The sequence below is a fragment of the Gordonia metallireducens genome (genome assembly GCF_021245825.1).
GTDB classification, from domain to species: domain Bacteria; phylum Actinomycetota; class Actinomycetes; order Mycobacteriales; family Mycobacteriaceae; genus Gordonia; species Gordonia namibiensis.
On sequence record NZ_JAJQJP010000026.1, the window covers coordinates 196,964 to 221,468 of the forward strand.

19 protein-coding genes are annotated in these 24,505 nt (G+C 67.4%); 6 read left to right on the plus strand and 13 right to left on the minus strand.

Translation table 11 applies throughout. The features are described 5' to 3' along the window. Positions 1–95: 95 nt before the first annotated feature. From LQD00_RS09750 to LQD00_RS09780, 7 genes are all read right to left on the minus strand, one after another. Positions 96–1,049, minus strand: a complete 954-nt coding sequence (locus tag LQD00_RS09750) for a LysR family transcriptional regulator (protein ID WP_232716940.1) — start codon at positions 1,047–1,049, stop codon at positions 96–98. A 238-nt stretch (positions 1,050–1,287) separates the two neighbouring features. Next, a complete protein-coding gene (locus tag LQD00_RS09755) occupies positions 1,288–3,204 on the minus strand; it encodes an ABC transporter ATP-binding protein (protein WP_232716941.1) in 1,917 nt (638 codons plus the stop codon). Further along, positions 3,201–4,934, minus strand: coding sequence for an ABC transporter ATP-binding protein (locus tag LQD00_RS09760; RefSeq protein WP_232716942.1), 1,734 nt, complete (start codon positions 4,932–4,934; stop codon positions 3,201–3,203). Before LQD00_RS09760 ends, LQD00_RS09755 begins: the two co-directional genes overlap by 4 nt. Before the next feature lie 97 nt (positions 4,935–5,031). Further along, a complete protein-coding gene (locus LQD00_RS09765) occupies positions 5,032–5,832 on the minus strand; it encodes a family 1 encapsulin nanocompartment shell protein (RefSeq protein WP_006868666.1) in 801 nt (266 codons plus the stop codon). A 49-nt stretch (positions 5,833–5,881) separates the two neighbouring features. Beyond that, positions 5,882–6,886 carry a Dyp-type peroxidase gene (locus LQD00_RS09770; RefSeq protein WP_232716943.1) on the minus strand — a complete coding sequence of 335 codons (1,005 nt, stop codon included), beginning with the start codon at positions 6,884–6,886 and terminating at the stop codon, positions 5,882–5,884. 114 nt (positions 6,887–7,000) lie between these two features. Then, entirely contained in the window at positions 7,001–8,662 is a 1,662-nt protein-coding gene (locus LQD00_RS09775; protein WP_232716944.1) for an FAD-binding dehydrogenase, read from the minus strand. Positions 8,663–8,737: 75 nt separating this feature from the next. Further along, the gene (locus tag LQD00_RS09780) at positions 8,738–10,216 is read right to left on the minus strand and encodes an amidase (RefSeq protein ID WP_232717100.1); all 1,479 of its coding nucleotides are present in this window, start codon (positions 10,214–10,216) and stop codon (positions 8,738–8,740) included. Between the two features lie 410 nt (positions 10,217–10,626). Between LQD00_RS09780 and LQD00_RS09785 the strand changes: the two genes are divergently transcribed. After that, on the plus strand, positions 10,627–11,589 hold the full coding sequence (locus LQD00_RS09785; RefSeq protein WP_232716945.1) for an alpha/beta hydrolase: 963 nt from the start codon (positions 10,627–10,629) through the stop codon (positions 11,587–11,589). Between the two features lie 445 nt (positions 11,590–12,034). On the opposite strand, the gene LQD00_RS09790 is transcribed toward LQD00_RS09785, so the two are convergent. Both LQD00_RS09790 and LQD00_RS09795 read right to left on the minus strand, forming a co-directional pair. Beyond that, on the minus strand, positions 12,035–13,399 hold the full coding sequence (locus LQD00_RS09790) for a DUF3068 domain-containing protein (RefSeq protein ID WP_232716946.1): 1,365 nt from the start codon (positions 13,397–13,399) through the stop codon (positions 12,035–12,037). A 104-nt stretch (positions 13,400–13,503) separates the two neighbouring features. After that, the gene (locus LQD00_RS09795; protein ID WP_232716947.1) at positions 13,504–14,880 is read right to left on the minus strand and encodes an ABC1 kinase family protein; all 1,377 of its coding nucleotides are present in this window, start codon (positions 14,878–14,880) and stop codon (positions 13,504–13,506) included. Between the two features lie 195 nt (positions 14,881–15,075). Here LQD00_RS09795 and LQD00_RS09800 point away from each other — a divergent pair, with 195 nt between their 5' ends. After that, complete coding sequence (locus LQD00_RS09800; RefSeq protein WP_232716948.1) at positions 15,076–16,119, plus strand: NAD(P)-dependent alcohol dehydrogenase; 1,044 nt, start codon at positions 15,076–15,078, stop codon at positions 16,117–16,119. A gap of 304 nt (positions 16,120–16,423) precedes the next feature. Here the strand turns inward: LQD00_RS09800 and LQD00_RS09805 are convergent, their stop codons facing one another. Continuing rightward, positions 16,424–16,669 carry a DUF6480 family protein gene (locus LQD00_RS09805; RefSeq protein WP_232716949.1) on the minus strand — a complete coding sequence of 82 codons (246 nt, stop codon included), beginning with the start codon at positions 16,667–16,669 and terminating at the stop codon, positions 16,424–16,426. 140 nt (positions 16,670–16,809) lie between these two features. Between LQD00_RS09805 and LQD00_RS09810 the strand changes: the two genes are divergently transcribed. The 3 genes from LQD00_RS09810 (at position 16,810) to LQD00_RS09820 (ending at position 19,666) form a co-directional block, all read left to right on the plus strand. Then, complete coding sequence (locus LQD00_RS09810) at positions 16,810–17,016, plus strand: hypothetical protein (RefSeq protein WP_232716950.1); 207 nt, start codon at positions 16,810–16,812, stop codon at positions 17,014–17,016. Between the two features lie 74 nt (positions 17,017–17,090). Continuing rightward, positions 17,091–18,140 carry a hypothetical protein gene (locus LQD00_RS09815; RefSeq protein ID WP_232717101.1) on the plus strand — a complete coding sequence of 350 codons (1,050 nt, stop codon included), beginning with the start codon at positions 17,091–17,093 and terminating at the stop codon, positions 18,138–18,140. Positions 18,141–18,190: 50 nt separating this feature from the next. Further along, positions 18,191–19,666 (plus strand): aminotransferase class I/II-fold pyridoxal phosphate-dependent enzyme, encoded by a 1,476-nt coding sequence (locus LQD00_RS09820; RefSeq protein WP_454771247.1) that lies wholly within the window; start codon positions 18,191–18,193, stop codon positions 19,664–19,666. 203 nt (positions 19,667–19,869) lie between these two features. Here LQD00_RS09820 and LQD00_RS09825 read toward each other — a convergent pair whose 3' ends face one another. Further along, positions 19,870–20,304 carry an SRPBCC family protein gene (locus tag LQD00_RS09825; protein WP_232716952.1) on the minus strand — a complete coding sequence of 145 codons (435 nt, stop codon included), beginning with the start codon at positions 20,302–20,304 and terminating at the stop codon, positions 19,870–19,872. 13 nt (positions 20,305–20,317) lie between these two features. Beyond that, the gene (locus tag LQD00_RS09830; protein WP_232716953.1) at positions 20,318–21,913 is read right to left on the minus strand and encodes a phytoene desaturase family protein; all 1,596 of its coding nucleotides are present in this window, start codon (positions 21,911–21,913) and stop codon (positions 20,318–20,320) included. A gap of 122 nt (positions 21,914–22,035) precedes the next feature. On the opposite strand from LQD00_RS09830, the gene LQD00_RS09835 reads away from it, so the two are divergent. Further along, entirely contained in the window at positions 22,036–22,932 is an 897-nt protein-coding gene (locus LQD00_RS09835) for an SDR family NAD(P)-dependent oxidoreductase (RefSeq protein ID WP_232716954.1), read from the plus strand. Positions 22,933–22,943: 11 nt separating this feature from the next. On the opposite strand, the gene LQD00_RS09840 is transcribed toward LQD00_RS09835, so the two are convergent. Further along, complete coding sequence (locus LQD00_RS09840; protein WP_232716955.1) at positions 22,944–24,479, minus strand: FAD-dependent oxidoreductase; 1,536 nt, start codon at positions 24,477–24,479, stop codon at positions 22,944–22,946. Positions 24,480–24,505 lie beyond the last annotated feature (26 nt).

The following is a 24,505-nucleotide window of genomic DNA, read 5'->3' on the forward strand; positions in this document are numbered from 1 at the left end:
AGGAACCGGTGGTCCGAGGCGGCATTGAAGGAAGTGTAAGTACGCGCGCCCCCATAGCCTAATTCCGCTTTGCGATAGCTGGGGATAGGAATCAGCTATGTCAGGAGATCGACTCCGAAGCCAGAGGCGACATCGCGCATCTCCGCCACGAATCGCTCGGCCTGGGCGGTCAACGAGACCGAGGCATGCCCGATCCAACCGATCTCGATGCGCTCGTCCACGTCGAGCGGAACAGCGACTATCGACGGATCCAAGTCGTCGGAGATGATGCCGGTCGAGATGGTGTAACCGCCGAGCCCGATCATCAGGTTGAAGATGGTTGCTCGGTCGCTCACGCGGATGTCCTGCTTCGATGAACGTGTGGAGAGGATTTCTTCCGCGAGGTAGAACGAGTTGTTCACGCCCTGGTCGAACGTCAGCCGCGGCAGGTCTTCGAGATCCTCCAGCGTGACAATCTCTTTCCCCGCAAGCGGGTTGGTGCGGGCGATGAAGATGTGCGGTGCCGTGAAGAACATCGGCGTAAAGGTCAGCCCCGCTTCGCGGAGCAGCTTGTTGATCACATTCGCGTTGAAACTGTTGCGATAGAGCACGCCGACCTCACTCCGCAGAGTGCGAACATCCTCGATGATGTCCCACGTCCGGGTCTCGCGAAGGCTGAACGCGTATTCGGCGGCGTCGGACGCTTTCACCATGCGAGCAAAGGCATCGACGACGAATGAGTAGTGTTGCGTGGATACGGCCAGGAGCCGGCGGGAGGGGCCGCGCCCGAGGTACCGCTGTTCCAGCAGTTCCGCTTGCTCGACGACCTGGCGAGCGTAGCCGAGAAACTCTGCCCCGTCGTCGGTGAGAGTGACTCCCCGGTTCGAGCGGACGAACAGTGAACGTCCGAGCCGACTTTCGAGGTCCTTGAGCGCCGCGGACATGGTCGGTTGAGCCACATAGAGCATGTCTGCCGCGGCACTGATCGATCCCTCTGCTGCGACCTCCACGAAGTAGCGCAGTTGCTGCAGGGTGATCCCCCGCAGCGCTCTCGCAGCCTGCCGTGCCATTCCAGAAGACTAACGAAGCCACCGACGTCAACGGCGTCGGGCGCGATCACGTCGACGTCGACGCCGGATCAGAGGACACGGAACCCAGGTCGAAGTCCGGATTGGTCGACCACAACCGTCGGCGGGGCGGGTGCCGGGGGCTTCGACGCGGTGCCTCGCTTCGCTCGGTACCGGCTCAGCCGGCGGGGGGGGTGCGCCGCTTCGCTCGGTACCGGCTCAGCCGGCGGGGGGTGCCGGCTCAGCCCGCCTCGATCGCCCCGGTGAACTGACTCTCGTAGAGACGGCAGTATGCACCGCGGGCGGCGAGGAGTTCCTCGTGGTTGCCCTGCTCGACGATGTGGCCGTCCTCCATCACCACGATCACGTCGGCGTCGCGCACCGTCGAGAGTCGGTGTGCGATCACGAAACTCGTGCGGTCGGTGCGCAGGTTGGCCATCGCCTTCTGGATGAGCAGCTCGGTGCGGGTGTCGACGGAGCTGGTGGCCTCGTCGAGGATGAGGATCGTGGGCCGGGCGAGGAACGCCCGGGCGATCGTGATGAGCTGCCGCTCACCGGCACTGACGCCGCCGCCCTCGTCGTCGAGAACGGTGTCGTAACCGTCCGGGAGTGTCCGGACGAAGTGGTCGACATGGCTCATCCGGGCGGCTTCGAGCACCTCCTCGCGGGATGCGGACGGGTCGCCGTAGGCGATGTTGTCGAAGATCGTCCCGCCGAACAGCCACGAGTCCTGCAGCACCATGCCGGTTCGCTCGCGCAGGTCGTCGCGGGTCATCTCGGCCGAGTCCACGCCGTCGACACGGATGGTTCCGGAATCGACGTCGTAGAACCGCATGATCAGGTTGACCAGGGTGGTCTTGCCGGCGCCGGTCGGTCCGACGATCGCGACCATGTGTCCGGGACGCGCTGTCAGGGTGAGGTTCTCGATCAGCGGCTTGTCCTCGACGTAGCGGAACGAGACGTCGTCGAACTCGATGAGCCCGTTGTCGACCGCGGGGGTCTTCGGGTTCGCCACGTCCGGGGTCTGCTCGTCGGCGTCGAGGATGTCGAAGATGCGCTCGGCAGAGGCGACACCGCTCTGCATGAGATTGATCATCGACCCGATCTGGGTCAGCGGCTGCGTGAACTGGCGGGAGTACTGGATGAACGCCTGCACCTCACCGAGGCTCAGCGAACCCGAGGCCACGCGCAGACCGCCGACGACGGCGACCGCCACGTAGTTGAGGTTCCCGAGGAACATGATGGTCGGCATGATGACGCCGGAGATGAACTGTGCACGCCAACTCGATTGGTACAGCTTCTCGTTGCGTTCGTCGAAGGTCGCCTCGATCTCGCGCTGACGACCGAAGGCGGTCACCAGTTCGTGTCCGGTGAAGGCTTCCTCGACCTGGGCGTTGAGGGCGCCCGTCGACGCCCACTGTGCGGAGAAGTGGGGCTTGGAACGCTTGGCGATGACGGCTGTCGCGATGACGGCCAGCGGGACGGTCGCCACCGCGATCAATGCGAGCAGCGGCGAGATCCAGATCATCATCACCAGCAGTGCGATGACCGTCAGCACCGAGTTCATGAACTGGGCAATGGTCTGCTGCATGCTCTGCGACAGGTTGTCGAGATCGTTGGTGACCCGGCTGAGCAGCTCACCGCGCGGCATCGTGTCGTAATACCGCAGCGGCAGGCGGTGGACCTTCTCCTCGACCTTCGCGCGAAGGTCTCGGATCGTCTCCACGACGATGATGTTCAGCAGGTACGCGGCCAGCCACGCGAGTCCCGACGCCACGACGTACATCACCAGGGTGAGGAGCAGGACGCGACCGACATCACCGAAATCGACTCCGACGCCGGGTGTCACGTCCATCGACGAGACCATGTCGGCGAAGGTGTCGTCGCCACGGTCGCGCAGACCGGCCACCGCCTGGTCCTTCGACTGTCCGGCGGGCAGCATCCGCCCGATGACGCCGTTGAAGACGAGGTCGGTGGCGTGGCCGAGGACGCGCGGCGCGACGGCCAGCAGGATGACCGAACCGACGATTGAGGTCAGCGTCACGGTCATCAGGCCGCGGTACGAACCGAGCTGGGCGACAACTCGTTTGATCGACGGCCAGAACGAGCGCGGCTTGGACTCGGGGCCGCCGGCCATGGGTCCACCCGGGCGGGTCATGCGCGCTCCTCCATGGCCATCTGGGATTCGGCGATCTCGGCGTAAGTGGAACACGAGGCCAGCAGGTCGTCGTGTGTCCCGATGCCGACGATGCGGCCGCGGTCGAGGACGACGATCTGCTCGGCATCGACGATGGTCGAGATGCGTTGTGCCACCACGATCACCGACGCGTCGCGGGTGGCCGGCCGCAGCGCCGCCCGGAGCTTGGCGTCGGTGGTGAGGTCGAGCGCCGAGAACGAGTCGTCGAACAGGTAGATGGCGGGGCGCCGGACCAGTGCACGGGCTATCGCGAGGCGCTGTCGCTGTCCGCCGGAGACGGTGGTGCCGCCCTGTGCGACGCGGGTGTCGAGGCCGTCGGGCATCGCCGCGACGAACTCCTCGGCCTGTGCGATGCGCAGTGCCTCCCAGATCTCGTCGTCGGTGGCGTCGGACTTGCCGTGCAGGATGTTCGACCGGATGGTCCCGGAGAAGAGGTACGGACGCTGCGGGACGAGGCCGACCACCGACCGCAGTTCGTCGGGGTCGAGTCGCTTGACGTCGGTGCCGCCGACGCTGACCGTGCCCTCGGTGGCGTCGATGAGCCGGGGCACGAGTCCGAGGAGTGTCGTCTTGCCGGAGCCGGTCGAACCGACGATGGCGGTCGTGGTCCCCGGAGTCACGCGGAAGCTGATGCCGCTCAGCACCGGATCGTCGGCGCCGGGATAGCGGAACTCGGCGGCGTCGAACTCGACGATGCCGGGATGGCCGGAGAAAGCGATCGGGTCGACGGGCGGATGCACCGAGGTCTCCGTGTCGAGGACCTCGGTGATGCGCTCGGCGCAGACCGCGGCGCGCGGCGCCATCATCGCCAGGAACGACGCCATCATCACCGACATGAGGATCTGCATGACGTAGCTCATCAGTGCGGTGAGTGCGCCGATCTCGACTTTGCCGTCGGACACGGCGTGGCCACCGAACCAGATGACCGCGACGATCGTGACGTTCGTGATCACCATGACCAGCGGGAACATCAGTGCCATCAGCTTGCCGACCCGCAGCGTGGCGTCGGCGAGATGGTCGTTGGCGACCCCGAAACGCTTGCGCTCGTGCTCCTCCCGCACGAAGGCGCGTACCACGCGGATGCCGGTGATCTGCTCGCGCAGAACACGATTCACCGCGTCGATGCGTTCCTGCATGGCGCGGAAACCGGGGATCATGCGTGCGATGACGAGACCCATCGCCAGGCCGAGGATCGGCACCGCCACCGCGATGACCCACGACAACGCCGGGGCCTCGCGGATGCCCATCACGATCCCGCCGATGCACATGATGGGCGCCATCACGAGGATCGCGCTGCACATGACGATCAGCATCTGCACCTGCTGGACGTCGTTGGTGGTGCGGGTGATCAGCGACGGCGCGCCGAACGTGCCGACCTCACGGGCGGAGAACGAGTTGACGCGGTGCAGCAGGTCGCCGCGGATGTCGCGGCCCACCCCGAGGGCGGCCCGCGACCCGAAGAACTGCGCGATGATCGTCGCCACGATCTGCACGACGCTCACCAACAGCATCCAGCCGCCGATGCGCATGATGTAGCCGGTGTCGCCGGTCGCCACACCGTTGTCGATGATGTCGGCGTTGAGGCTCGGCAGGTAAAGCATCGCCGCGGTCGCCACGAACTGCAGCGTCACGACCATGACGATGTTGATGCGGTACCGCCGGAGGTACGTGCTGATGAGTTGGGTCAGCATCTCGGCGCCGTACTCGGACTCAGCGGGCCGATGGTCTCTGCGATCACCTGCGTCAGACTAGTTGCCCCGGCTAAGGGGTGGGAATCGTCTGGCGTGGTCAGCTGCCGAAGAGGGCGACGGCTGCCTCTCCGGTGTGGGTGAGGTAGGTGAACGATTCCTGGAAGTACAGGTTCACCACGTCGGCGTCGTGGGAGTCGTAGCCGATGGACACGTCCTGGCCGATGGTCAGCTCGAAGTCGCCGCCGCGGGTGCTCATGACGAACGCGCCGCGGATGGCCGGGGCCCACACGATGTCGCCGGTGACCAGTCGCTTGATGTGGTCGCGGATCGGGTAGCCGTGGTTCGACGTCTCGTTGACCTGCGTGTACACCTCTGCCGACATGGCGACCGAGTACGGCCCGTCGACCGAGGCGAGACGCAGGGTGGTGAGGGCCTGGCTGACGGCTTCGGGGTAGTCGCGGACGTCGGCGGGCAGCTGGATCGGGGTCGCCGACGCCTCGGCGCGGATGCCGGTGATCGATGCGGCCGCGTAGCCCTCGAAGATCGCGCGGTCCTCGGCGAGGGCGAGCTGGCGCGCGGCTTCGACGACCGGATCCCAGTCGGCGTCCCGGGCGCCGCGGTCGACGTCGTCGATGGCCTCGCGGGAGACGGTGAACGGCACCTTCAGCTCGACCAGCGACTGGGTGCGTCGGATGAAGGCCTGGATGCCGTCGGCCGGGGAGTCGATCTTGCTGCGGTGACCCAGGGTGACGGCCGCGGTGTCCTGGCCCATCGGCCCCTTGACGTCGACGAGTCGGCGGCCGGCGATGTTCCGCTTGAACGACCGGGTGGCCTCCTCCTCGATCTCTGCCCAGGCGGCCTCGGAGATGGGGGCGAGTTCGCGGTGCAGGTTGTTCATGGGGGCCTCCTGGTGCGGTCGTGTCGGGCGGTGGTCGGTCTGTGGCGGGCTAGTGCAGGGAACCGATTCCCAGGGAACCGTCGGCGCGGGGGGCCGGGGTCTGGACGGCGGGTTCGGCTGGGCCGGGCGCGGGCGGCAGATCCTCGAGGAAGTCGAGGGTCGGGGTGAAGAACTGCGACCCGGTGACGGCGGTGGTGAAGTCGAGGAGGCGGTCGTAGGTTCCCGGCGGGTCGCCGATGAACATCTTGCGCAGCATCTCCTCGGTCACCTCGGGGCCGGCGGAGTAGGCGATGTAGAAGGTGCCGTTCTCGCCGTTCCCGGAGACGTCGCCGTAGGGCATGTTGTCGCGGACGACGTCGATCTCCTCGCCGTTCTCGTCCTCGACCTTGTTGAGGGCGATGTGGGAGTTGGGCGGCTTCACGTCGTCGGACATCTCGACGTTGTCGAGCTTGGTGCGTCCGATCGCGGCTTCCTGCTCGCTCGTGCTCAGGTCGTTCCACGACGACAGGTCGTGGACGTAGCGCTGGATGGCGACGTAGCTGCCGCCGGCGAAGTCGGGGTCCTCGTCGCCGACGGTGATGGCGTCGACCGCGGCCTGTCCGACGGGGTTCTCGGTGCCGTCGACGAAGCCGATGAGGTCGCGCAGGTCGAAGTAGCGGAAACCGTGCACCTCGTCGACGACGGTCACCGCGTCGCCGAGGGCGTCGGTGATGAGGCGTCCGAGCTCGAAGCACAGGTCCATGTGGTCGGACTTGATGTGGACCAGGAGATCGGCGGGGGTCGCCGGTGCGGTGTGGACCGCGCCCTCATACGGGACGAAGGGGCGTAGTGAACGCGGGCGGGGGCCGTCGAACAACCGGTCCCACGCGTCGGAACCGATCGAGACGATGCCGGCCAACGCTGCCTCCGGGGCGCGCGAGGAGACCGCGTTGTTCAGTCCCGGGATCTCCTCCAGCACATCACGAACCGTGTCCTCGCCACCGTCGTTGATGGTGAGGACGAGAAAGATCGCCGACTTGGTCTTACGCGTCAGGATCGTCTGCGGCACGGGCACGCCCAATACCCTAGCCGACCCATGTCCGAAATGGGATCGCAGATCGTGCCGTGAAAAAGTAGGGCAGGCAACCCTTTTCAGAACTGCCCGGAAAATCCGTGCCGGATGCCGAGATCAGCTGCGCGCGATGGCCCTTCCGGCAGCACGGCCGGAGAAGATGCACCCGCCCAGGAAGGTGCCTTCGAGCGCGTTGTAGCCGTGCACACCGCCGCCACCGAAACCCGCGACCTCACCGGCCGCGAACAGGCCGTCGAAGGCGCTCCCGTCGGGTCGGAGCACCTGCGAGTCGAGGTTGGTCTCGAGGCCGCCGAGGGTCTTGCGGGTGAGGATGTTGAGCCGCACCGCGATCAGCGGACCGTGCGCGGGGTCGAGGATGCGGTGGGGTTTGGCCACCCGAACGATCTTGTCGCCGATGAACTGTCGCGCATTGTTGATCGCCATCAGCTGGGCGTCCTTGGAGAACTTGTTCTCCACATCGGCGTCGCGGGCGGAGATGACGCGCTCGATGTGCGCGAGGTCGAGTTCGGGACCGCGGGCGATCGCATTCATCCCGCTGACCAGTTCGGGCAGATTGTCGGCGACCACGAAGTCGATGCCGTTGCGCACGAAGGCATCCACCGGACCGGGCGTGCCCTTGGCGAGGCGGCTGCGCGCGGCGAACCTGAGATCCTTGGAGGTGATGTCGGGATTCTGTTCGGAACCCGACAGCATGAACTCCTTCTCGACGATGGTCTGCGTGAGGATGAACCACGAGTAGTCGTGGCCGGCGGCGAGGATCGCCTTCATCGTCGAGTTCGTGTCGAAGCCGGGGAAGTTCGGCGGCGCGAGGCGGTTGCCGTTTGCGTCGAGCCACAGCGACGAGGGTCCCGGGATGATCCGGATGGCGTGGTCGGGCCAGATCGGGTCCCAGTTGTGGATGCCCTCGGTGTAGTGCCACATGCGGTCGCGGTTCACGATGCTCGCGCCGGCGTCCTCGCTGATGCCCAGCATGCGGCCGTCGACGTGTGCCGGGACGCCGGAGATCATCGTCTCCGGTGCGGGGCCGAGGCGGTCGACCGGCCAGTTCTTGCGGATGAGGTCATGGTTGTGGCCGATGCCGCCCGACGTCACGATGACCGCTCCGGCGCGAATCTCGAAGTCGCCCACCACATCGCGGTTCGACGCCTTGCCGCGTTCGAGGTCGGTCGGGGCGAGGGTGGCCCCCCGCACGCCCACGGCGACACCGTCTTCGACGACGAGTTCGTCGACGCGGTGGCGGAACCGGAATTCGACGAGTCCACGCTTCTCGGCCTCGAGGACCGGTTCGGCGAAGACCCGGACGACCTCCGGTCCGGTGCCCCAGGTGAGGTGGAAGCGTGGCACGGAATTGCCATGACCGTCGGCGAAACCGCCGCCGCGCTCGGCCCAGCCGACGACCGGGGTGATGCGCAGACCGAGATCGTGCAGGTACTGCCGCTTCTCGGTGGCCGCGAAGTCGACGTACGCCCGAGCCCACTGACGCGGCCAGTAGTCCTCGTCGTCGCGGTCGAAGCCCGCCGACCCCATCCAGTCCTGCAGGGCGAGGTCGGCGGAGTCGGAGATGCCGAGCCGGCGCTGTTCGGGGGTGTCGACCATGAAGAGCCCGCCCAGCGACCAGAAAGCCTGTCCGCCAAGGTTGTTGCGGTTCTCCTGGTCGACGACCACCACGCGTCGGCCGGCCTTGGTGAGCTCGTATGTCGCGACCAGACCAGCCAGACCCGCACCGACGACCACCGCGTCGGCCACCTGCTTCGTCACGACAACTCCTCACCGCGTCGATGTGCCGCCTGTCCCCACCCGGACATGCGATCCCGAGAGAACATTAGCGCCGCGTCACACCGAGATGTCGGCGTACCGGTGGAACCACGGCGCGGCGTCCTCGAGGGATGCGGCGAGCGCCAGGAGGTCGCCGTCGGCGCCCAAGCGGCCGACGAACTGGACCCCGAGCGGGAGCCCGGTCGCGGTCCAGTGCAGGGGCACGCTGATCGCCGGACGTCCGGTCATGTTCGCCAGCTGCGTGTAGGGCACCCAGCCGAGGTTCTCCTCGACGAGCTGGTCGACGATCCCCACCCGCGACATCACCTTGCCGATGCGGGCGCGGGCTGCGAGCCGCGCCGCCTGCTGGAGGAGCGGCGGGGTCGTCATCGACCCGACGGCCGGCGGCGGAACGGCGAGGGTCGGGGTCAGGAGCAGGTCGTGGGTCTCGTGGAATCGTTCCAGAGCACGAACGTGGTGGTTGACGTGGTCGAGCGCGCGGAAGAGCGGCACCACCCCGGCGGCCCGGCCGATCTCGGCGAGGGCGAGCGTGTCCGCCTCGAAGTCGGCGTCCCGTGCCCCGGACAGGCGGCGTGCCTCGTCGACCTGGGCGGCCGCCTTGGCGAACCAGATCTCGAGGAAGTCGCGGGCCAGTTCCGCGTCGTCGTGCGGCGGCTCCACCTCCTCGACCTGGTGGCCTAGCTCGGTGAGCAGCTTCGCGGCGTGCTCCACGGCCGCGACTGCTTCGGGGTGCGGTGCCGGGTTGATGGCCGAACGTGTGGTGAATCCGACCCGGAGCAGCCGCGGGGGAGAGGCGATCCGCGTCGTGAACGACTCGGTGTGCAGGGGGGCTGGATAGGTCGACGACGCGGTGGGTCCGATGATCGCGTCGTACAGGCCGGCCGCGTCGCGCACCGTGCGGGTCACGACACCCTCGACGCCCATCCCGAAGAGCGGCTCGCCGGTGGCGGGCCCGAACGGCATCAGGCCGCGCGACGCCTTGAGTCCGACGAGCCCGGTGCACGCCGCCGGGATGCGGATGGAGCCGCCTCCGTCGTTCGCGCCCGCCGCCGGCACGACGCCTGCGGCCACGGCCGCGGCACTGCCTCCGGATGAACCGCCGGGCGTCACGTCGAGGTTCCAAGGGTTGCGCGCCGGACCCCACAGGACGGATTCGGTGATCGCCTTGGAACCGAACTCCGGGGTGTTGGTCTTGCCGAAGACGACCAGCCCCGCATCGAGGAAGCGCTGGACGACCGTCGCGTGCTCGGTGGCGACGTGCCGCGCCAGCGAGCGGGAACCGCGGGTCGTCGGATAGCCGCGGTAATCCTGGGCGAGGTCCTTGATCAGGAAGGGGACACCGACGAACGGTCCGGTCAGCTCGGTGCGGGCGCGATGGTCGGCCTCGGCCTCGATCGGGATGACGATCGCGTTCAGGTGGGGGTTCACCGCGGCAGCACGGGCCCGTGCCAGGTCGAGGAGTTCGGCAGCCGTGACCTCGCCCGATGCGACGAGTCCGGCGAGGGCGGTCGCATCCTGGCCGAGGTATTCACCCATGTTCACGGCCCAGACCCTAATGAGTGCGGGGCCGGGTCGCGGCCGGGTTGGCCGATACGCCCGCCCAGGAGATCGAACCGATTCCCACATCACCGTTAACCACCCAAACGAATAACGGTGCGGTCGCGGCAATTTCGTTCGTTCGGACGGCAGAATCGGACAGTTGTGCCGCGTATGGCCCATATGAGCTGTTCACAATGGGGCAAATGTGACACGCACCACTACCCGCCGGCGTCACGAAGCCCGATCCAGCCTTTGCCGCGACGTTATCGTGCCGTTACACTTCTCGACGACGGGTACCGCTCCTGACGGGGATCAATAGAATCCCCCTACGTACGACTTCCGCAGTACCCGGTAGGCAAGACCCAGAAGCGGCCGACTCCGGCCGAGATCCAAAGGAAAACTGACGAATGCTGACTCGCGCCCGTAAGCGCCTCGTCGCCGGACTCGTGGCTCTCGTGGCCTTGTCAGGTGCCACGCTGGTCGCAGCTCCGCCGGCGTCCGCAGCCAATGGTTGCAACGTCGAATACGTCCGCTCGAACGCCATGAACCGGACCGTGCCCGTGTGCATCGTCTCGGCCGGTGGCGGCGGACCGAAGCCGACGCTGTACCTCCTCGACGGCCTGCGTGCCCCCAACAACAACAGCGGTTGGCTCATCAACACCGATGTCGCCCGCTACATGGCCGGCAAGGGCACGAACGTCGCCATCCCGTTCGGCGGCGGCGGCAGCTTCTACACCGACTGGCAGTCCTACGACCCCAAGCTCGGCAACAACAAGTGGGAGACCTTCCTGACCCGCGAGCTGCCGCGCCACATGGCCGCCCGCCACGGCAGCGACAACCGCCGCAACGGCATCGCCGGTCTGTCGATGTCGGGCACCTCGGCGCTGAACCTCGCGTCGCGCCACCCGGGCTTCTACAAGGCGGTCGCCTCCTACAGCGGCTACCCCACGGTCACCCTGCCGGGCTTCACCCAGGGCATCCAGGCCTCGGTCATCGAGATGGGCGGCAACCCCACCAACATGTGGGGCTTCTACCCGGCCGGCAGCTGGTTCCAGAACGACCCGTTCCTGAGCGCGGGCAACCTGGCCGGCAAGCACGTCTACATCTCCTCCGGTAGCGGCGTCGGCAGCAAGTACGACTCGTCGGTCAACCCGACCAGCGCCAACTTCGACCCGGTCAAGTTCGCGCAGATGATCCCGCTCGAGGTCGCCGCGTCGACTAGCAGCCAGCTGTACGTTGGCCGCGTCGCGCTCGTCCCGGGCGTCAAGCTCACCACCCGGATCACCCCGGACGGTGCGCACTGGTGGGACTACTGGCAGAACACCTTCAAGGAGTCGTGGACCAAGACCTTCCGCCCGGCGTTCTTCTGAACCGAGTAGACGGTCTCGCAACTCCATAGAGACAACGGCAAGGGCCGGTGACCTTCGGGTCACCGGCCCTTGTTGTTGTACTGCTCTCCGCTCCTGAGGGCTCCTGGAGCGTTGGTCGGCGGCCCTTCGTGGCTCGTCGCTGTCGCTCCTCGCACCTCAGGGAGCAGAAGGGGCGTCGCTGTCGCTCCTCGCACCTCAGGGAGCGGTGGTGGTGCGACGCTGTCGCTCCTCGCTCTCAGGGAGCGCGAGGGGGCGTCGCTATCGCTCCACGCACCTCAGGGAGCGCGAGGGGGGCGTTGCTACGCTCCTCGCACCTCAGGGCAGCTGACGCGGATCGTGTCGCCCATCGACACCTTCCGCGACATCTGGGACCCAGACGAAAACACCGCGGGCGCATCCGGTGAATCCGGATGCGCCCGCGGTGGTCGCTTACAGCAGCTGGTTCCTACTCGGGCGGCGGCGGCTGCTTGCGGAAGGAGCGGGTCGACGAGTCGTCGGCCGGCGGTTCGCCGCCGTCGACCTTCGGGATCTGCTCGGTCGGACGCTCCCACGGGTTGCCGGCCGACGATGCGGTACCGGCCGCCGGTGCGTCCCGCTTGATCATGGACGTCCGACGCTCATCAGCGGCGGGCGCGGTGGCAGCCGGGCCTGCGGTGGCCACGGCGGCGTCGTCGTCGCGACGTCCGCGGAGGAACATGAAGACCGCCAGGGCCAGCATGATCACGCCGAGCACGCCGAGCACGATCGGCAGCCAGAAGCCCAGGAGGTTCAGCTGCGTGACGTAACCGCTGGCGGTGTCTGCCTGCTTGGTGACGATCCCGTCGGTCCACTTGAAGGTGCCCTTGAGGGCATCCATGCGGAAGTCACGCACGACCGCGGGGTTGGACTCGCTCTGGTCGGGCGACTTGAAGTACTGGTGCTGATCCTCGCGGCCGTCGACGATGGTGCCGGTGATCGGCTCGACGTAGACGTGGCGCACGGCCGAAGCGTGGCGGTGCATCGTGATCGGATCGTTCGGGCGGACGCCCTGACCGCTGATGCCCCACCACTTGGCCGGCATCGTCAGCATGGTGCCGAGGGCGGCCTCGCCCTGTGCGTTCGGCAGGCTCGACAGGTCCTTCTCCGGGACGTCGCAGGCGAAGTGAAGGGTCTTGATGCCCTTGATCTCGACCTCTTCCTGGAACTTCGCGTTGCAGTCCTGGCGGGTGTTGAGGTCGTAGTACAGGTAGTCGCGCTGCTTGACGTCGAAGCCGAACTTGTACTGGAAGCCCTTGCGGTTGTCGAGGGCGACCGAGACGTCGTTCACGTTGCCGCCCGGCGGCACGGCCTCGAGCTGCAGCGAACTCACGGCACCGTTGGGGACCGAGGTCTTGCGGTTCACCGACACGTGGTCGATGGTCGCGGTGAGCAGGCCGTCCTTACAGGTGCGGGTCTCGCCGGCAGCGGCGACGGTGGGCTCGGTCTCCTGACCGTCGGCGTCGCGGATGCGGTCGATCAGGACGGTCTGCGCGGACTGCAGAGTCGCCTGGCGGCTGTCCGATGGCTCGACGATGACCGAGCGGCGCTGCTGCGTCAGATGCGCCTCGAACGTGCGGGCACGATCCTCCGACACCGAGCACCGGTCGAAGATCACCGCCGGGAAGCGGTCACCGGTGGACCCGTCGGCGGCGACGGTCGTCGCATCCGAGGTGATGTCGAGGTCGAGGGGCACCACCTTCAGCGTCGGCACCAGGTACAGCGGGATGGCAATGGCGACCGCGAGGAACGCGGCACCAAAGAAGGCCAGCAGTGCCGGCACGAAACGTCTCATGTGTGACTCCTGTGAATCAGCAGCGTAATCGGTATCACCCTAGCGGGCGTCTCGTGTTCCGTACGCGTCAGTAGGCCCGACATGCCGGGATTCGCGATCGTGCATCAGTTCGTGCGGGTCCGATCGGCACGCCGATCGCGTTCGGCTTCCTTCAGGATGCCGGCCATGTACCCGTAGATCTCCTTGTCCGACATGGCTTTCCACCTCGGGGCCAGGAGCTTCATGTACTTCTCTACATACAACAATTGTTTGCCGACGAGGACCAGTTCGCGGGGGAGGCGGGCGTCGTGGGCCTTGGCCACGGCGGCGAGTTGTCGGCCCAGGTCGGTGTATGACATCGAGCCCAGGTCGGTCGTCGACAGCGGGGTCGTCACCTTCTTGATGTCCTCGGCGCCCTTGGCCGTCGACCCGGGCTTGTGCACGGCGCCGAGTAGGAAGATGGCGCGACCTGCGGATTCGTAGTCTGCGCGAACCACCAGGTCGACGACGAGCTGACGAAGGATGCGACGGGTCCGGGGCGTGAACCGTCCGACGATGCCGAAGTCGAGCAGCACGATCTTCCCGGCGTCGTCGACGAGGACGTTGCCGGCGTGGAGGTCGCCGTGGAAGAGGCCGCCGTGGAATGCCGAGTCGAGCAGCGACAGCAGCAGATTGCGACACAGCGCGACGCCGTCGTGCCCGGCCGCCCGAACCGCCGCGGCGTCGTCGATCCGGACCGCATGGATGCGCTCCATCGTCAGCACGCGCTGCGTCGTGAACTCGTCGTGGACCCGCGGGACGCGGACGCGGTCGCCGAAGGGACCCGGCTGCAGGCACTCGAACCATTCGCGCATGGTGTCGGCTTCGATCCGGAAATCGAGTTCGGCGTCCAGCCCGGCCGCGAAGTCCTCGACGACGTGCCGCGCACTGAGCATCCGCCCGTACTCGGAGATCTCGACGAGACCGGCGATCCGCTCGAGGATCGCGACGTCGGGTGCCAGGCGGTCGGCGATCCCGGGCCGCTGGATCTTCACGACCACCTCTTCGCCGCTGTGCAGGACCGCCGTGTGGACCTGCGCGATCGACGCCGAGGCGATCGGCACCGGGTCGAACTGTGCGAACACCTCTTCGGGGGGTCGGCCGAGTTCGGCGACGAACTGTGCGCGCATGGCGTCGGGATCGGCCGGCTTCACGCGGTCGAGCAGCTTCTCGAACTCCGAGGAGAGGGCGTCGGAGAAGACGCCCGGGCTGGACGCGATGAGCTGCCCGAGCTTCACGTAGGTGGGGCCGAGATGTTCGAAGGTGGAGCGCAGCTCATGAGCGGCGCGCGCAGTACTGGGTGGGCGGCCGCGTAGCGCGTCGCCTGCCGTGTGGAGGACGAACCGACCGAGGCCCGCAGCCGCGTGTGCAGTGGTCGTCCCGAATCGCGTGACCTCGGCGATGGGCGACACCGGATGCAACTGCGTGCGCCGGCCGTCGTCGACCGAGCTGTTGATAGTCACCGTCGGCCATTGTAACGATCATCGATGTCCGATCCAGCGACTCGGCGGGCTGCGTCGACCTCCCGACGTGCCGTTGTGGCGGAGATGCACGGACGACGGCAGACTTGTGCGGTGCCGACCCATGCGCTCTCGCGCATCGGTCCCTCGACCGCGAACGATGTCGACACCGAACATCCACCCCTAGGAGATTTCCGTATGCCCACGACGGTCAACGCGTACACAGCCACGGCAGCAGATCGCCCGCTCGAACCGACCACCATCGAGCGCCGCGACCTCGGCCCGAACGACGTCGCGATCGCCATCGCCTACGCCGGCATCTGCCACTCCGACATCCACACCGCGCGAAACGAGTGGAACGGCACCACATTCCCGGTGGTACCGGGTCACGAGATCGCCGGTACGGTCTCCGCCGTCGGAGAGGGCGTCACCCGCTACGCCGTGGGCGACCGCGTGGGAGTCGGCTGCTTCGTGGACTCCTGCCGAGAGTGCGAGCCGTGCCGCCTCGGCGAGGAGCAGTACTGCGAGCGGGGCAACACCGGAACGTACAACGCGGTCGGGCGCGACGGGCAGCGCACCCACGGCGGGTACAGCACGTCCATCGTCGTCGACGAGAACTATGTCTGTCGTATCCCGGAGGGCATCGCGCTCGACGTGGCGGCGCCGCTGCTGTGTGCGGGCATCACCCTGTATTCGCCTCTGCGGCACTGGGAAGCGGGACCCGGTAAGAAGGTGGCCATCATCGGGCTCGGCGGCCTGGGGCACGTCGGCGTCAAGATCGCGCACGCACTGGGCGCGGAGGTGACGGTCCTGTCGCAGTCGTTGAAGAAGATGGAGGACGGGCTGCGCCTGGGCGCCGACCACTACTACGCGACGAGTGACCCGCAGACCTTCCGCGAGTTGCGGGGGCGGTTCGACCTCATCCTCAACACCGTCTCGGCCAACCTCGACATCGGGAAGTACCTCGGCATGCTCGCGCTCGACGGCACGCTCGTCGAACTCGGTCTGCCCGAACATCCGATCGAGGTCCCGGCCGGAGCGCTGATCGGTAAGCGCCGCAACTTCTCCGGTTCGATGATCGGTGGGATCGCACAGACCCAGGAGATGCTCGACTTCTGCGCCGAACACGGTATCGGTGCCGAGATCGAGGTGATCTCCGCGGACAAGATCAACGAAGCCTACGACCGAGTGGTCGCCTCGGACGTGCGCTACCGCTTCGTGATCGACACCGCCACGCTCTGATCACACCCTGTCCGACGACACATGTCGGCCCGGCCCGCCCATCCGGCGGCCGGGCCGGATGTTTGATGTACTCCTTGCTGGGAATCCGTACACCGAACATCCCGCACCAACCTCGAGGAGGCGGCCGCGCATGACCACAACGGAACTCGCGCCGGTCGAACAACGCACCGATGCACCGCGACACGACGAACTGCCCATCACCCACGACGGGGCGACCGCCGCGCTGATCACGCCCTGTCGCAACGGGATTCAGCACACGAGAACCTCGACGATCCTTCCGGACCGTCGAGGAACGGATTGGATCTCAGAACACCATCACGATGAGGCCGACGATGATCGCGATCATCGCGATGACCAACAGCCCGACGCCCAGAAATGCGCCGACCCCGCTGGCCGGGAAGCGTTTGGTCCGATCGGGTTGTTCGTGCGAAAGGCCTGATGTCTGAGGTGTGTCGGGAGGGGTGTCGCCGGGGGTGACGCCGCCACCGGCCTCGAGGTCGGGTGTCTCTTCCGGTGCCGGGTCCATGGATCCGCGTGGTTCATCTGTCATGACGTTCGCATACCCGGGGCGTCCGGGGCCCACACCTCGGTCCTGATCGCGGGGCCGTCCGGCGGAGTTTGGAAGCCGTCCATACCGGGAAACCGGACATCTGACGGATACCCGAAACGGATTGGTGGTGAAAGCCCTACATGTCCGAAGAGTTGCCGATGGAGCCGGCCGAGACCGGCACACCGGACCAGACCCCCGATGACGCCCGCCGCAAGGTCGACGAACTCGAAGCAGAGCATGTGGACGAACCCGACGAGAAGGCGTCGTCGGCCGAACCGGCCTCTGCATCCGACGACGAGGACGACCTCGAGTCCCCTGCCGCCGGGGACCCCGAGCCGCCGGACTGACGGCGCCGAGGAAGCCGTCGGTGGATTTTACAACCGTCGAGCGCCAGGAGGGCAGGAATATCTCGAGTCTGCGCATGGTGGCCGAACACGGGTTGCCCGAGAACCTGATCACCAACGGGGAAGATCGGATTCGCGGCATCGCCGAGCGGTTCGGCATGGACTACCGCGGAGTCACCGTCACCCGTGACACAACCCTGCAGATGACCCCACGGGGTGATCTGGAGACCGTCTGGGGATCCGACCGCATCCCGGACGATGTCGTGGTGTTCGTGACGGAGATGCCCCGCCTGTTCAGTGGGCGCGGCGGCGACAGTCGTACCCGGGACAGCGTTGTCCTGGCGGAACTCGACCGGGAACGCGGCGCCGCGGTGATCTCCCTGCCCGCTCTCGGGCTCTCGCCCCGCCGACGTCTGGGCAAACTGCTCGCGACGGTAGTGTCCTCGCTCAAGGACTCCTCCACCGAGCCGTTCGAGCTGTCTCGCGGCCTACTCGTCGAGCGGGACGGTGACACGGAATACGTGGTGGCCCAGGGGTTCTCATCGCGGGCGATGTTGACCGCGGGGATGGTCCGCGGCAACCGGCCGTGGCGCCTGATCCCGACGCTCACCGGAATGACGGCGGCAGCTGCCGCGGCGGCGTCGTTCGGCGTCTTCTTCTCCACCATCTGGTCGATGGCCAACGCGCTGAGCCCGTGGCGTCTGGCCGCCATCTCGGTTCTGTCGATGGTCTTGGCGGCACTCTGGCTGATTGTCAACAACCGCCTCTGGGAGAAGACCACCGACACCTACCGGCCCCGCGCCCGCCTCTACAACACGGCCACGGTCTGCACCGTCGTCTTCAGCGCGGTGGTCCTCTACGTCGGTCTGTTCGTGGCGGTCCTCGTCGCCGCGATGACCGTGATCGACGAGACCTTCCTGTCGTCGCAACTCGGATTCGAAGCGGGACTGCACAACTACTTCAACCTGGCCTGGCTGGCGACCTCGATGGGAATCTTCGCCGGTGCGTTGGGGTCCAGCGCGGACAGCCACGACGACGTGCTCCGGGCGACGTACGGCTATCGGGAACGCCTGCGACGCCGCGCGGCGGAGTCGTCACGAAGGAACGAGATGAGCGAATCGAGCTGAAACCGAGACTGTTTCAGTGGCACAACTGATCGGAGCCCGACATGACGTCTCTGGATCAATCGCGAGCACCTCTCCTGGAGGCGCTTGACAAGTACCGTCGCGACAACCGGTACGGTTACACGCCTCCCGGTCATCGTCAGGGCAGAGGCGTCGACGATCGGACGCGGACCACCATCGGCGCGGCCGCCTTCGAATCGGATCTCCTCGCGTCGCCCGGTCTCGACGACCGACGGATGTCCAGCGCCTACCTGCCCGACGCCGAAGAGTTGATGGCTGACGCCGTCGGAGCCGAACTCGCCTTCTTCTCGACCTGCGGCAGTTCGTTGTCGGTGAAGGCAGCGATGATGGCCGTGGCCGGCGGCGAAGGCGGCGAGCTGCTCATCACCCGCGACGCGCACAAGTCGATCGTCGCCGGGCTGATCTTCTCGGGTCTGCGCCCACGGTGGGTGCGGCCGCGCTGGGACGAGAACCTCCACCTGACGCATCCGCCGTCGCCCGAGGAGGTTCGCAAGGCGTGGGAGACGGACCCGCAGGCGGCCGGCCTCCTCATCGTCAGTCCGACGCCGTACGGCACCTGCGCAGACATCCGGGCCATCGCCGACGTCTGCCACGAGTACGGCAAGCCTTTGATCGTCGACGAGGCGTGGGGCGCGCACCTGCCGTTCCACGACGAGCTGCCCACATGGGCGATGGACGCCGGAGCCGACGTGTGTGTCGTCAGCGTCCACAAGATGGGCGCGGGATTCGAGCAGGGGTCGGTCTTCCACGTACAGGGAGACCTGATCGACCGCTCCCGCCTGTCCCAGTGCGCAGACCTGCTCATGACCACGAGTCCGAGTGTCCCGATCTACGCCGCGCTCGACGGTTGGCGCCGGTACATGGTCGAATCCGGTCGCGAAATCCTCGGCGGTGGACTCGAACTGGCTCGCCGTATCCGTCGGAGCGTCGACGAGATCGATGGCCTGACCGTGATGCACGACGAACTGATCCACGAGGAGGCCAGCCACGATCTCGACGAGATGCAGGTCCTCATCGATGTCCGAGGTCTCGGGGCCAGCGGTTATCAGTGCGCGGACTGGCTGCGAGAGCACCACTGCGTCGACGTCGGAATGAGCGACCACCGACGCATCCTCGCGACCATCTCCCACGCCGACGACGAGGACACCGCGGATCGGTTGCTGAGCGCGCTGAGAGATCTCTCCTCCGCCGCAGACTCTTTCGAGAGTCCCCGGACGATTCATCAGCCGTCGCCGGTCGAGCTGCAGTTGGAGAACCGGATGCTTCCGCGAGATGCGTTCTTCGGGGACACCGAGCCGGTGTCCCTGGACGACGAGGCGGCCGGGCGTGTGGCCGCCGAACAGATCACGCCCTACCCACCCGGCATCCCGGTGGTGGTTCCCGGTGAGGTGCTGAACGAGTCGGTGGTCGAGTACCTGAGGACCGGCAAGAACGCGGGGATGAATCTGCCCGACGCCGCGGACGACGCACTGGACACGATCAAGGTGGTGCGTCGCACTCACTTGTGAGCAGGGAAGGCGCTCTCCGACACACCAGGGCAAGATGGGCCGCATTGCGGGCTGCGGCGGGGGTCGCCTTGTCGACCGGCTCGGGGACCTCGTCGAGGCCCTTGTAGTCGACGACGCCCGGCGAGGGTTTGAGGGTGCAGGTGATGGCGAGAGATGTGGACAGGTCGGGCGTTCATCCGGTTCGGCGCCGATGAGTCCCTGCGTCAGCTCGGCTGGCGTTCGGCGAGCATCGCGAGGCGGGTGAGGCACTCGTTCAGTCGCGGAGACATGGCCGTCTGCTGCACGACCGGCGGGATCCACTTCAACGGTGCGGTCTCGACGAACTCCTCCATGCCGATGATGGAACCGTTGCCGTCCTTCTCGATCGTCATCCGGATGCGGGCGCGACCGAACGGCCAGCCCGCGGCGGAGAGCTCGAGCAGCCCGGCCTTCGATTCGCACGAGGTCGTCTCGTCGTTGAGCAGCGCCGGCCAGACGCCCACCGAGTGGTGGATCTTCGATCCGGCCTGAGGCCAGTTGGCGTCGACGTCGCGGATGCGTGACGCGCCGACCACCCAGGAGGCGTAGAGCCAGCCGTTGGACAGCACCGACCAGACCTGTGCGGGAGTCGCGGATGTGTGGCGTTCGACCCGATTCATGGATGTTCTCCGTTCAGTCGTGGTTTCGAGACTTGGTGAGGTGTCCGGTGATGGTGCGACTCAACGTCCTTCGTGGCAACCCTCGCAGGCCATCGGAGGCGAGGGCGGCGCGGGCGGCGTTGTTGCCGCAGGCACCGTGGACTCCGCCCCCGGGATGCGCGGCCGACCCTGCGAGGTAGAGGCGATCCACGGGTGTCGTGGCGCCACCGGCGCCAGGCGTAGGGCGGAAGACCAACTGCTGGAACAGTTGTGCGGTACCGCCGTTCACGGTCCCGTGAACGAGGTTCGCGTCGGAGTTCTGCAGGTCGTGCGGGGTCTGCACGTGGCGGCCGACCACCATGTCCGAGACACCCGGAGCGTGTTCCTCGAGTACCGCGTCCATTCGAGCGGCGAGGAGGCGAGCCGCCTCGTCGTCGGTGACCCCGCGGGGGAGATGGCTGTAGGACCAAGCGCTTTCGGTGCCGGTGGGCGACCGTCCGGCATCCGCAGTGGTCATCTGACCGAACAGCAGGAAAGGATGTTCGGGGATGTTGCCGGTCTCGATGTCGGCGGTGGAGTAGGCGATGTTGCGCGCGTCCGCCCCGAGATGCACGGTCCCCGCTCCGGCCAGATTCGTACTGCGCCAGGGGATCTTCCCGTCGATCGCGTAGTTCACCTTCACGACCGGGGTGTCCCAGGTGAACCTCTCCAGATCGTCGAGCACTCGAGACGGGACGTCGCCGGGTGAGAGCAGTTCTGTGTAGAGCGCGGGCGCCGACACATCGGCGAGGACGGCCCGATCGGCCTTCCACCGCCGACCGCCGCTGTCGACGACACCGACCGCCCGGCCGCCTCGGACGTCGATCCCGGTCACCCGGGTGTCGCAATGTATCTGTGCACCTGCACTCTCCGCGCGCCGCCGGAGTGCGGCCGAAAGTGCGCTCGCCCCACCGACGGGAACCGGGTATCCGGTGTCCTGACCCAGCATGGTCAGCAGGTATCCCATCACCCCGCTTCCGGGGGCGTTCAGGGGGATGTCGGCGTGCAACGCGTTACCCAGGATGAGCAATCCGGCCTTCTCGCTGCGGAACAGTTCCCGCACCATCCGGTCGGCCGGCAGGATCAGGAACCGGGCCAGGCGCAGCGCCTCCGCGGTGCCGATGGAGCGCAACAGGGACAGGACCGCCCGAACCGGCGGAAACGGTCCGAAGAGGGTGTTGACGATGGCGGGTCGCAGAGTTTCCCACTCACCGACGAGGTCGAGCCAGGCTTGACCGTCGTGGCGGTCGAAGGTGGCGAGGTGGGCTGCGGTGTCGGCCGCGTCGGGGTGGATGACCGGGGCGTCGTCGTCCTCGGGTCCGGCCGGGTGGCCGAAGGCCAGCGGTGCCCGGCTCCACTGCAGGCCGTGTTCTTCGAGCGCGAGGTCGGCGAACACGGGGGAGGCGACCGCAAGGGGATAGAAAGCGCTGAACAGATCGGTGACGTAACCGGGGGTCAGCTCGGCACTCTTGACGGCGCCGCCGGCCTCGGGGGCGGCTTCGAGAACGGTGACGTCCCAGCCGGCGTCGGCCAGCCTGATGGCCGAGATGAGCCCGTTGTGCCCGGCGCCGACCACGATCGCGTCCGACACTCGTCCCAACTCCCCTCACTGCTGCGCGGGCCGGCCGGCCCACGGTGAGGAGGGGTACCCGTCCGACCGCGCGGTAAACGCGGCGAAGGTGTAGGATCTGACCGCGCGGGTAGACCGAGGCAGTGAAGGTCTCCCTGAACCTGGGCCACGTCTGGCATCCGCGAGTCACCGACGAACGCCTCCGCCGCTTGTGTGCGGGGCGGAGCGCCGTCATCACCGGCGCCGGCTCGGGCATGGGCCGATCACTGGCGAACCGGCTGGCCGCAGCGGGGATTCCGGTGCTGATCAGCGACGTGGACGCGCAGGCCCTGGACGAGACCGCGAGGTCGGTGGCACGCCACGGGGTGCCACCGGAGGCCACCGAGGTGGATGTCGCCGACGCCGCAGCGGTCGCCGCTTACGCCGACGAGGTGGCGCGACGGCACGGTGCACCCGCGCTGGTGTTCAACAACGCCGGTATCACCATGGTCGCGTCGATCATCGACGAGGACGACGACTATGCGCGGCGGATCATGGCGGTCAACTTCGGGGGTGTCGTGAACGGCACGCAGGCGTTCTTGCCGCACCTCGAGGCCGTCGGCGGACGAATCGTGAACACCTCGAGCGCATTCGGGCTGATGGGGTCGCCCGCGCAATCCGCGTACTCGGCGTCGAAGTTCGCCGCTCGCGGGTTCTCGGAGAGCTTGCAGGAACAGTTGCGCGGCAGCGGATCCCGAGCTCGAATCCACATCGTCTGCCCGGGCGTCGTGCACACCGCCATCGCCCGCCGGGCCCGGTACATGAACCCGGCGGTGCGGGAGTACGTCACCGCGGGGTTCGACCGGCGGCTACCCGGTGCCCACCCCGACGCCGCGGCGACCGCGATCCTCGCCGGAGTGCTGGGTGACCGCGACCGAATCCTCGTGGGGATCGATGCGCGGGCCCTCGACCTCGGGGTCCGGCTTCTGGCCGGCGCTCTGCAACGCCCCGTCGCGACAGTGACCGGCCCGGTGTTCCGCCGGATTCTCGGCGTGCCGTGACGTGCTGCCTTTCAATCGTCGGATTTGTCCTGCGAGAACAGATTTCGGGTGGCGGGACCTTCGAGTACCTCGCCCGAATGGCTGAACCGCGAGCCATGTAGCGGACAGTCCCAGGACTGCTCGGCGTCGTTCCACCGGAGCACGCCGTACAGATGAGTGCACAGCGGTGCGACCGACCGCGTCTGTCCCGCCACGGTGCACACCCCCTTCGGGGAGACCCCGGAATGTCCGACACTGCCGTCGCCCTCGGCCGGTGAGGAGTTGGCCGGCTTGAGAAGACCGAGGTAACCACCCACCATGTAGGCCGCGACCTGTGCGTTCGCCGACGCCGCCGAGGCGAGCGATCCGGGCTTGGTGATCTCGGAGGAGCGCCAGGGCCGAACGGTCTTGGACCAGTGGGGTTCCGAACCGAGGATGCGCCCGGCCATCGACAATGCCGCCGCGACACCGTTGGTGAGTCCCCACTTCGCGAATCCGGTGGCGACCTGCACACTGTCCATGTTGGGCAGAAGCGGTCCGACGTAGGGCAATTCGTCGATCGTCGTGTAGTCCTGCGCCGACCAGCGCGCCACCATGCGGGCGGTGGGGAAATGCTTTTCGGTCCACGCGATCATGTCGAGGGCATGCTGCCGTTCGGATTTCGTACGCCCCACCTCGTGACCGAAGCCGCCGACCATCAGCAGTTCGCCGTCGTAGCCCGGTCGGGTCGCGGTCCGCAGCGAGACCGACGGATTGTCGGCGCCGAGGTACATCTCGCGCGGGATCTCCTCGTCGACGGTGAAGGCCGCCGCATATGAGCGTTGTGGATGCACCCGCGCGAAGAACCCGGCGCGGTCGAGGAACGGGACGCCGGTCGCGATCACGACCGACTCGGCCCGGACGTCCCCGGCGTCGGTGGTGAGGGTGTGGGGTGTGCCGTGGCGCAGGCCCTGCACGCGGACGCCCTCGTACAGGTGGCCGCCGTGGCCACGCAGGTCGTCGGCGAGGGCGCGGAGCACCACCATCGGGTCGATCTGCGCCTGCCCCTCGAGGCGGATGGCCGTCTTGACGTCGAACGGCAGTTCCGGGACGTCGACGTGTTCGACCGGGATGTCATGCGCCCGGCAGGCCTCGAACTCCTTCTCCACGGTCTTCGCGCCCGAAGCGGTGGCCGCGAACGTCAGCGCCGCACGCTCGTCGACCTGCAGGCCCCGGTGGGTGAGGTAGTGCCGGAGCCAGGCCTGGCCCTCGCGGTTCGCGTCGACGTAGTCCTGCACCGCGGACTTCCCGTGCCGACTCGAGATCGACGACAACCGCGTGCCCTGCAGCAGCGACAGCTTGCCGGTGGTGTGGCCGGTCGCGGCGGCGCCGATGTGGCGAGCCTCGAGGACGGCGACCTTCTGTCCGGCCCGGGCCAGCAGGAGTCCCGTGGTCAGGCCGGTGATGCCACCGCCGACGACGATCCGGTCATAGGTGTCGACAGTCCCGAACGGGGTGGTCTCGGGGCGCACGTCGGGGAGTCCGGCGTGATCGGAGTCGTTCGCCGGGTCGAACCAGAGCGTTTTCATGCTGGTCGGGGTTTCCGCGGACAGGT

What these genes read in the sequence shown, in the direction of transcription:
- LQD00_RS09805 (WP_232716949.1), bottom strand. Translation starts at nt 16,669, where the DNA reads ATGACAGATGAACCACGCGGATCCATGGACCCGGCACCGGAAGAGACA.
- LQD00_RS09760 (WP_232716942.1), bottom strand. Translation starts at nt 4,934, where the DNA reads ATGCTGACCCAACTCATCAGCACGTACCTCCGGCGGTACCGCATCAAC.
- LQD00_RS09755 (WP_232716941.1), bottom strand. Translation starts at nt 3,204, where the DNA reads ATGACCCGCCCGGGTGGACCCATGGCCGGCGGCCCCGAGTCCAAGCCG.
- LQD00_RS09780 (WP_232717100.1), bottom strand. Translation starts at nt 10,216, where the DNA reads ATGGGTGAATACCTCGGCCAGGATGCGACCGCCCTCGCCGGACTCGTC.
- LQD00_RS09810 (WP_232716950.1), top strand. Translation starts at nt 16,810, where the DNA reads ATGTCCGAAGAGTTGCCGATGGAGCCGGCCGAGACCGGCACACCGGAC.
- LQD00_RS09785 (WP_232716945.1), top strand. Translation starts at nt 10,627, where the DNA reads ATGCTGACTCGCGCCCGTAAGCGCCTCGTCGCCGGACTCGTGGCTCTC.
- LQD00_RS09750 (WP_232716940.1), bottom strand. Translation starts at nt 1,049, where the DNA reads ATGGCACGGCAGGCTGCGAGAGCGCTGCGGGGGATCACCCTGCAGCAA.
- LQD00_RS09765 (WP_006868666.1), bottom strand. Translation starts at nt 5,832, where the DNA reads ATGAACAACCTGCACCGCGAACTCGCCCCCATCTCCGAGGCCGCCTGG.
- LQD00_RS09790 (WP_232716946.1), bottom strand. Translation starts at nt 13,399, where the DNA reads ATGAGACGTTTCGTGCCGGCACTGCTGGCCTTCTTTGGTGCCGCGTTC.
- LQD00_RS09815 (WP_232717101.1), top strand. Translation starts at nt 17,091, where the DNA reads ATGGTGGCCGAACACGGGTTGCCCGAGAACCTGATCACCAACGGGGAA.
- LQD00_RS09840 (WP_232716955.1), bottom strand. Translation starts at nt 24,479, where the DNA reads ATGAAAACGCTCTGGTTCGACCCGGCGAACGACTCCGATCACGCCGGA.
- LQD00_RS09825 (WP_232716952.1), bottom strand. Translation starts at nt 20,304, where the DNA reads ATGAATCGGGTCGAACGCCACACATCCGCGACTCCCGCACAGGTCTGG.
- LQD00_RS09800 (WP_232716948.1), top strand. Translation starts at nt 15,076, where the DNA reads ATGCCCACGACGGTCAACGCGTACACAGCCACGGCAGCAGATCGCCCG.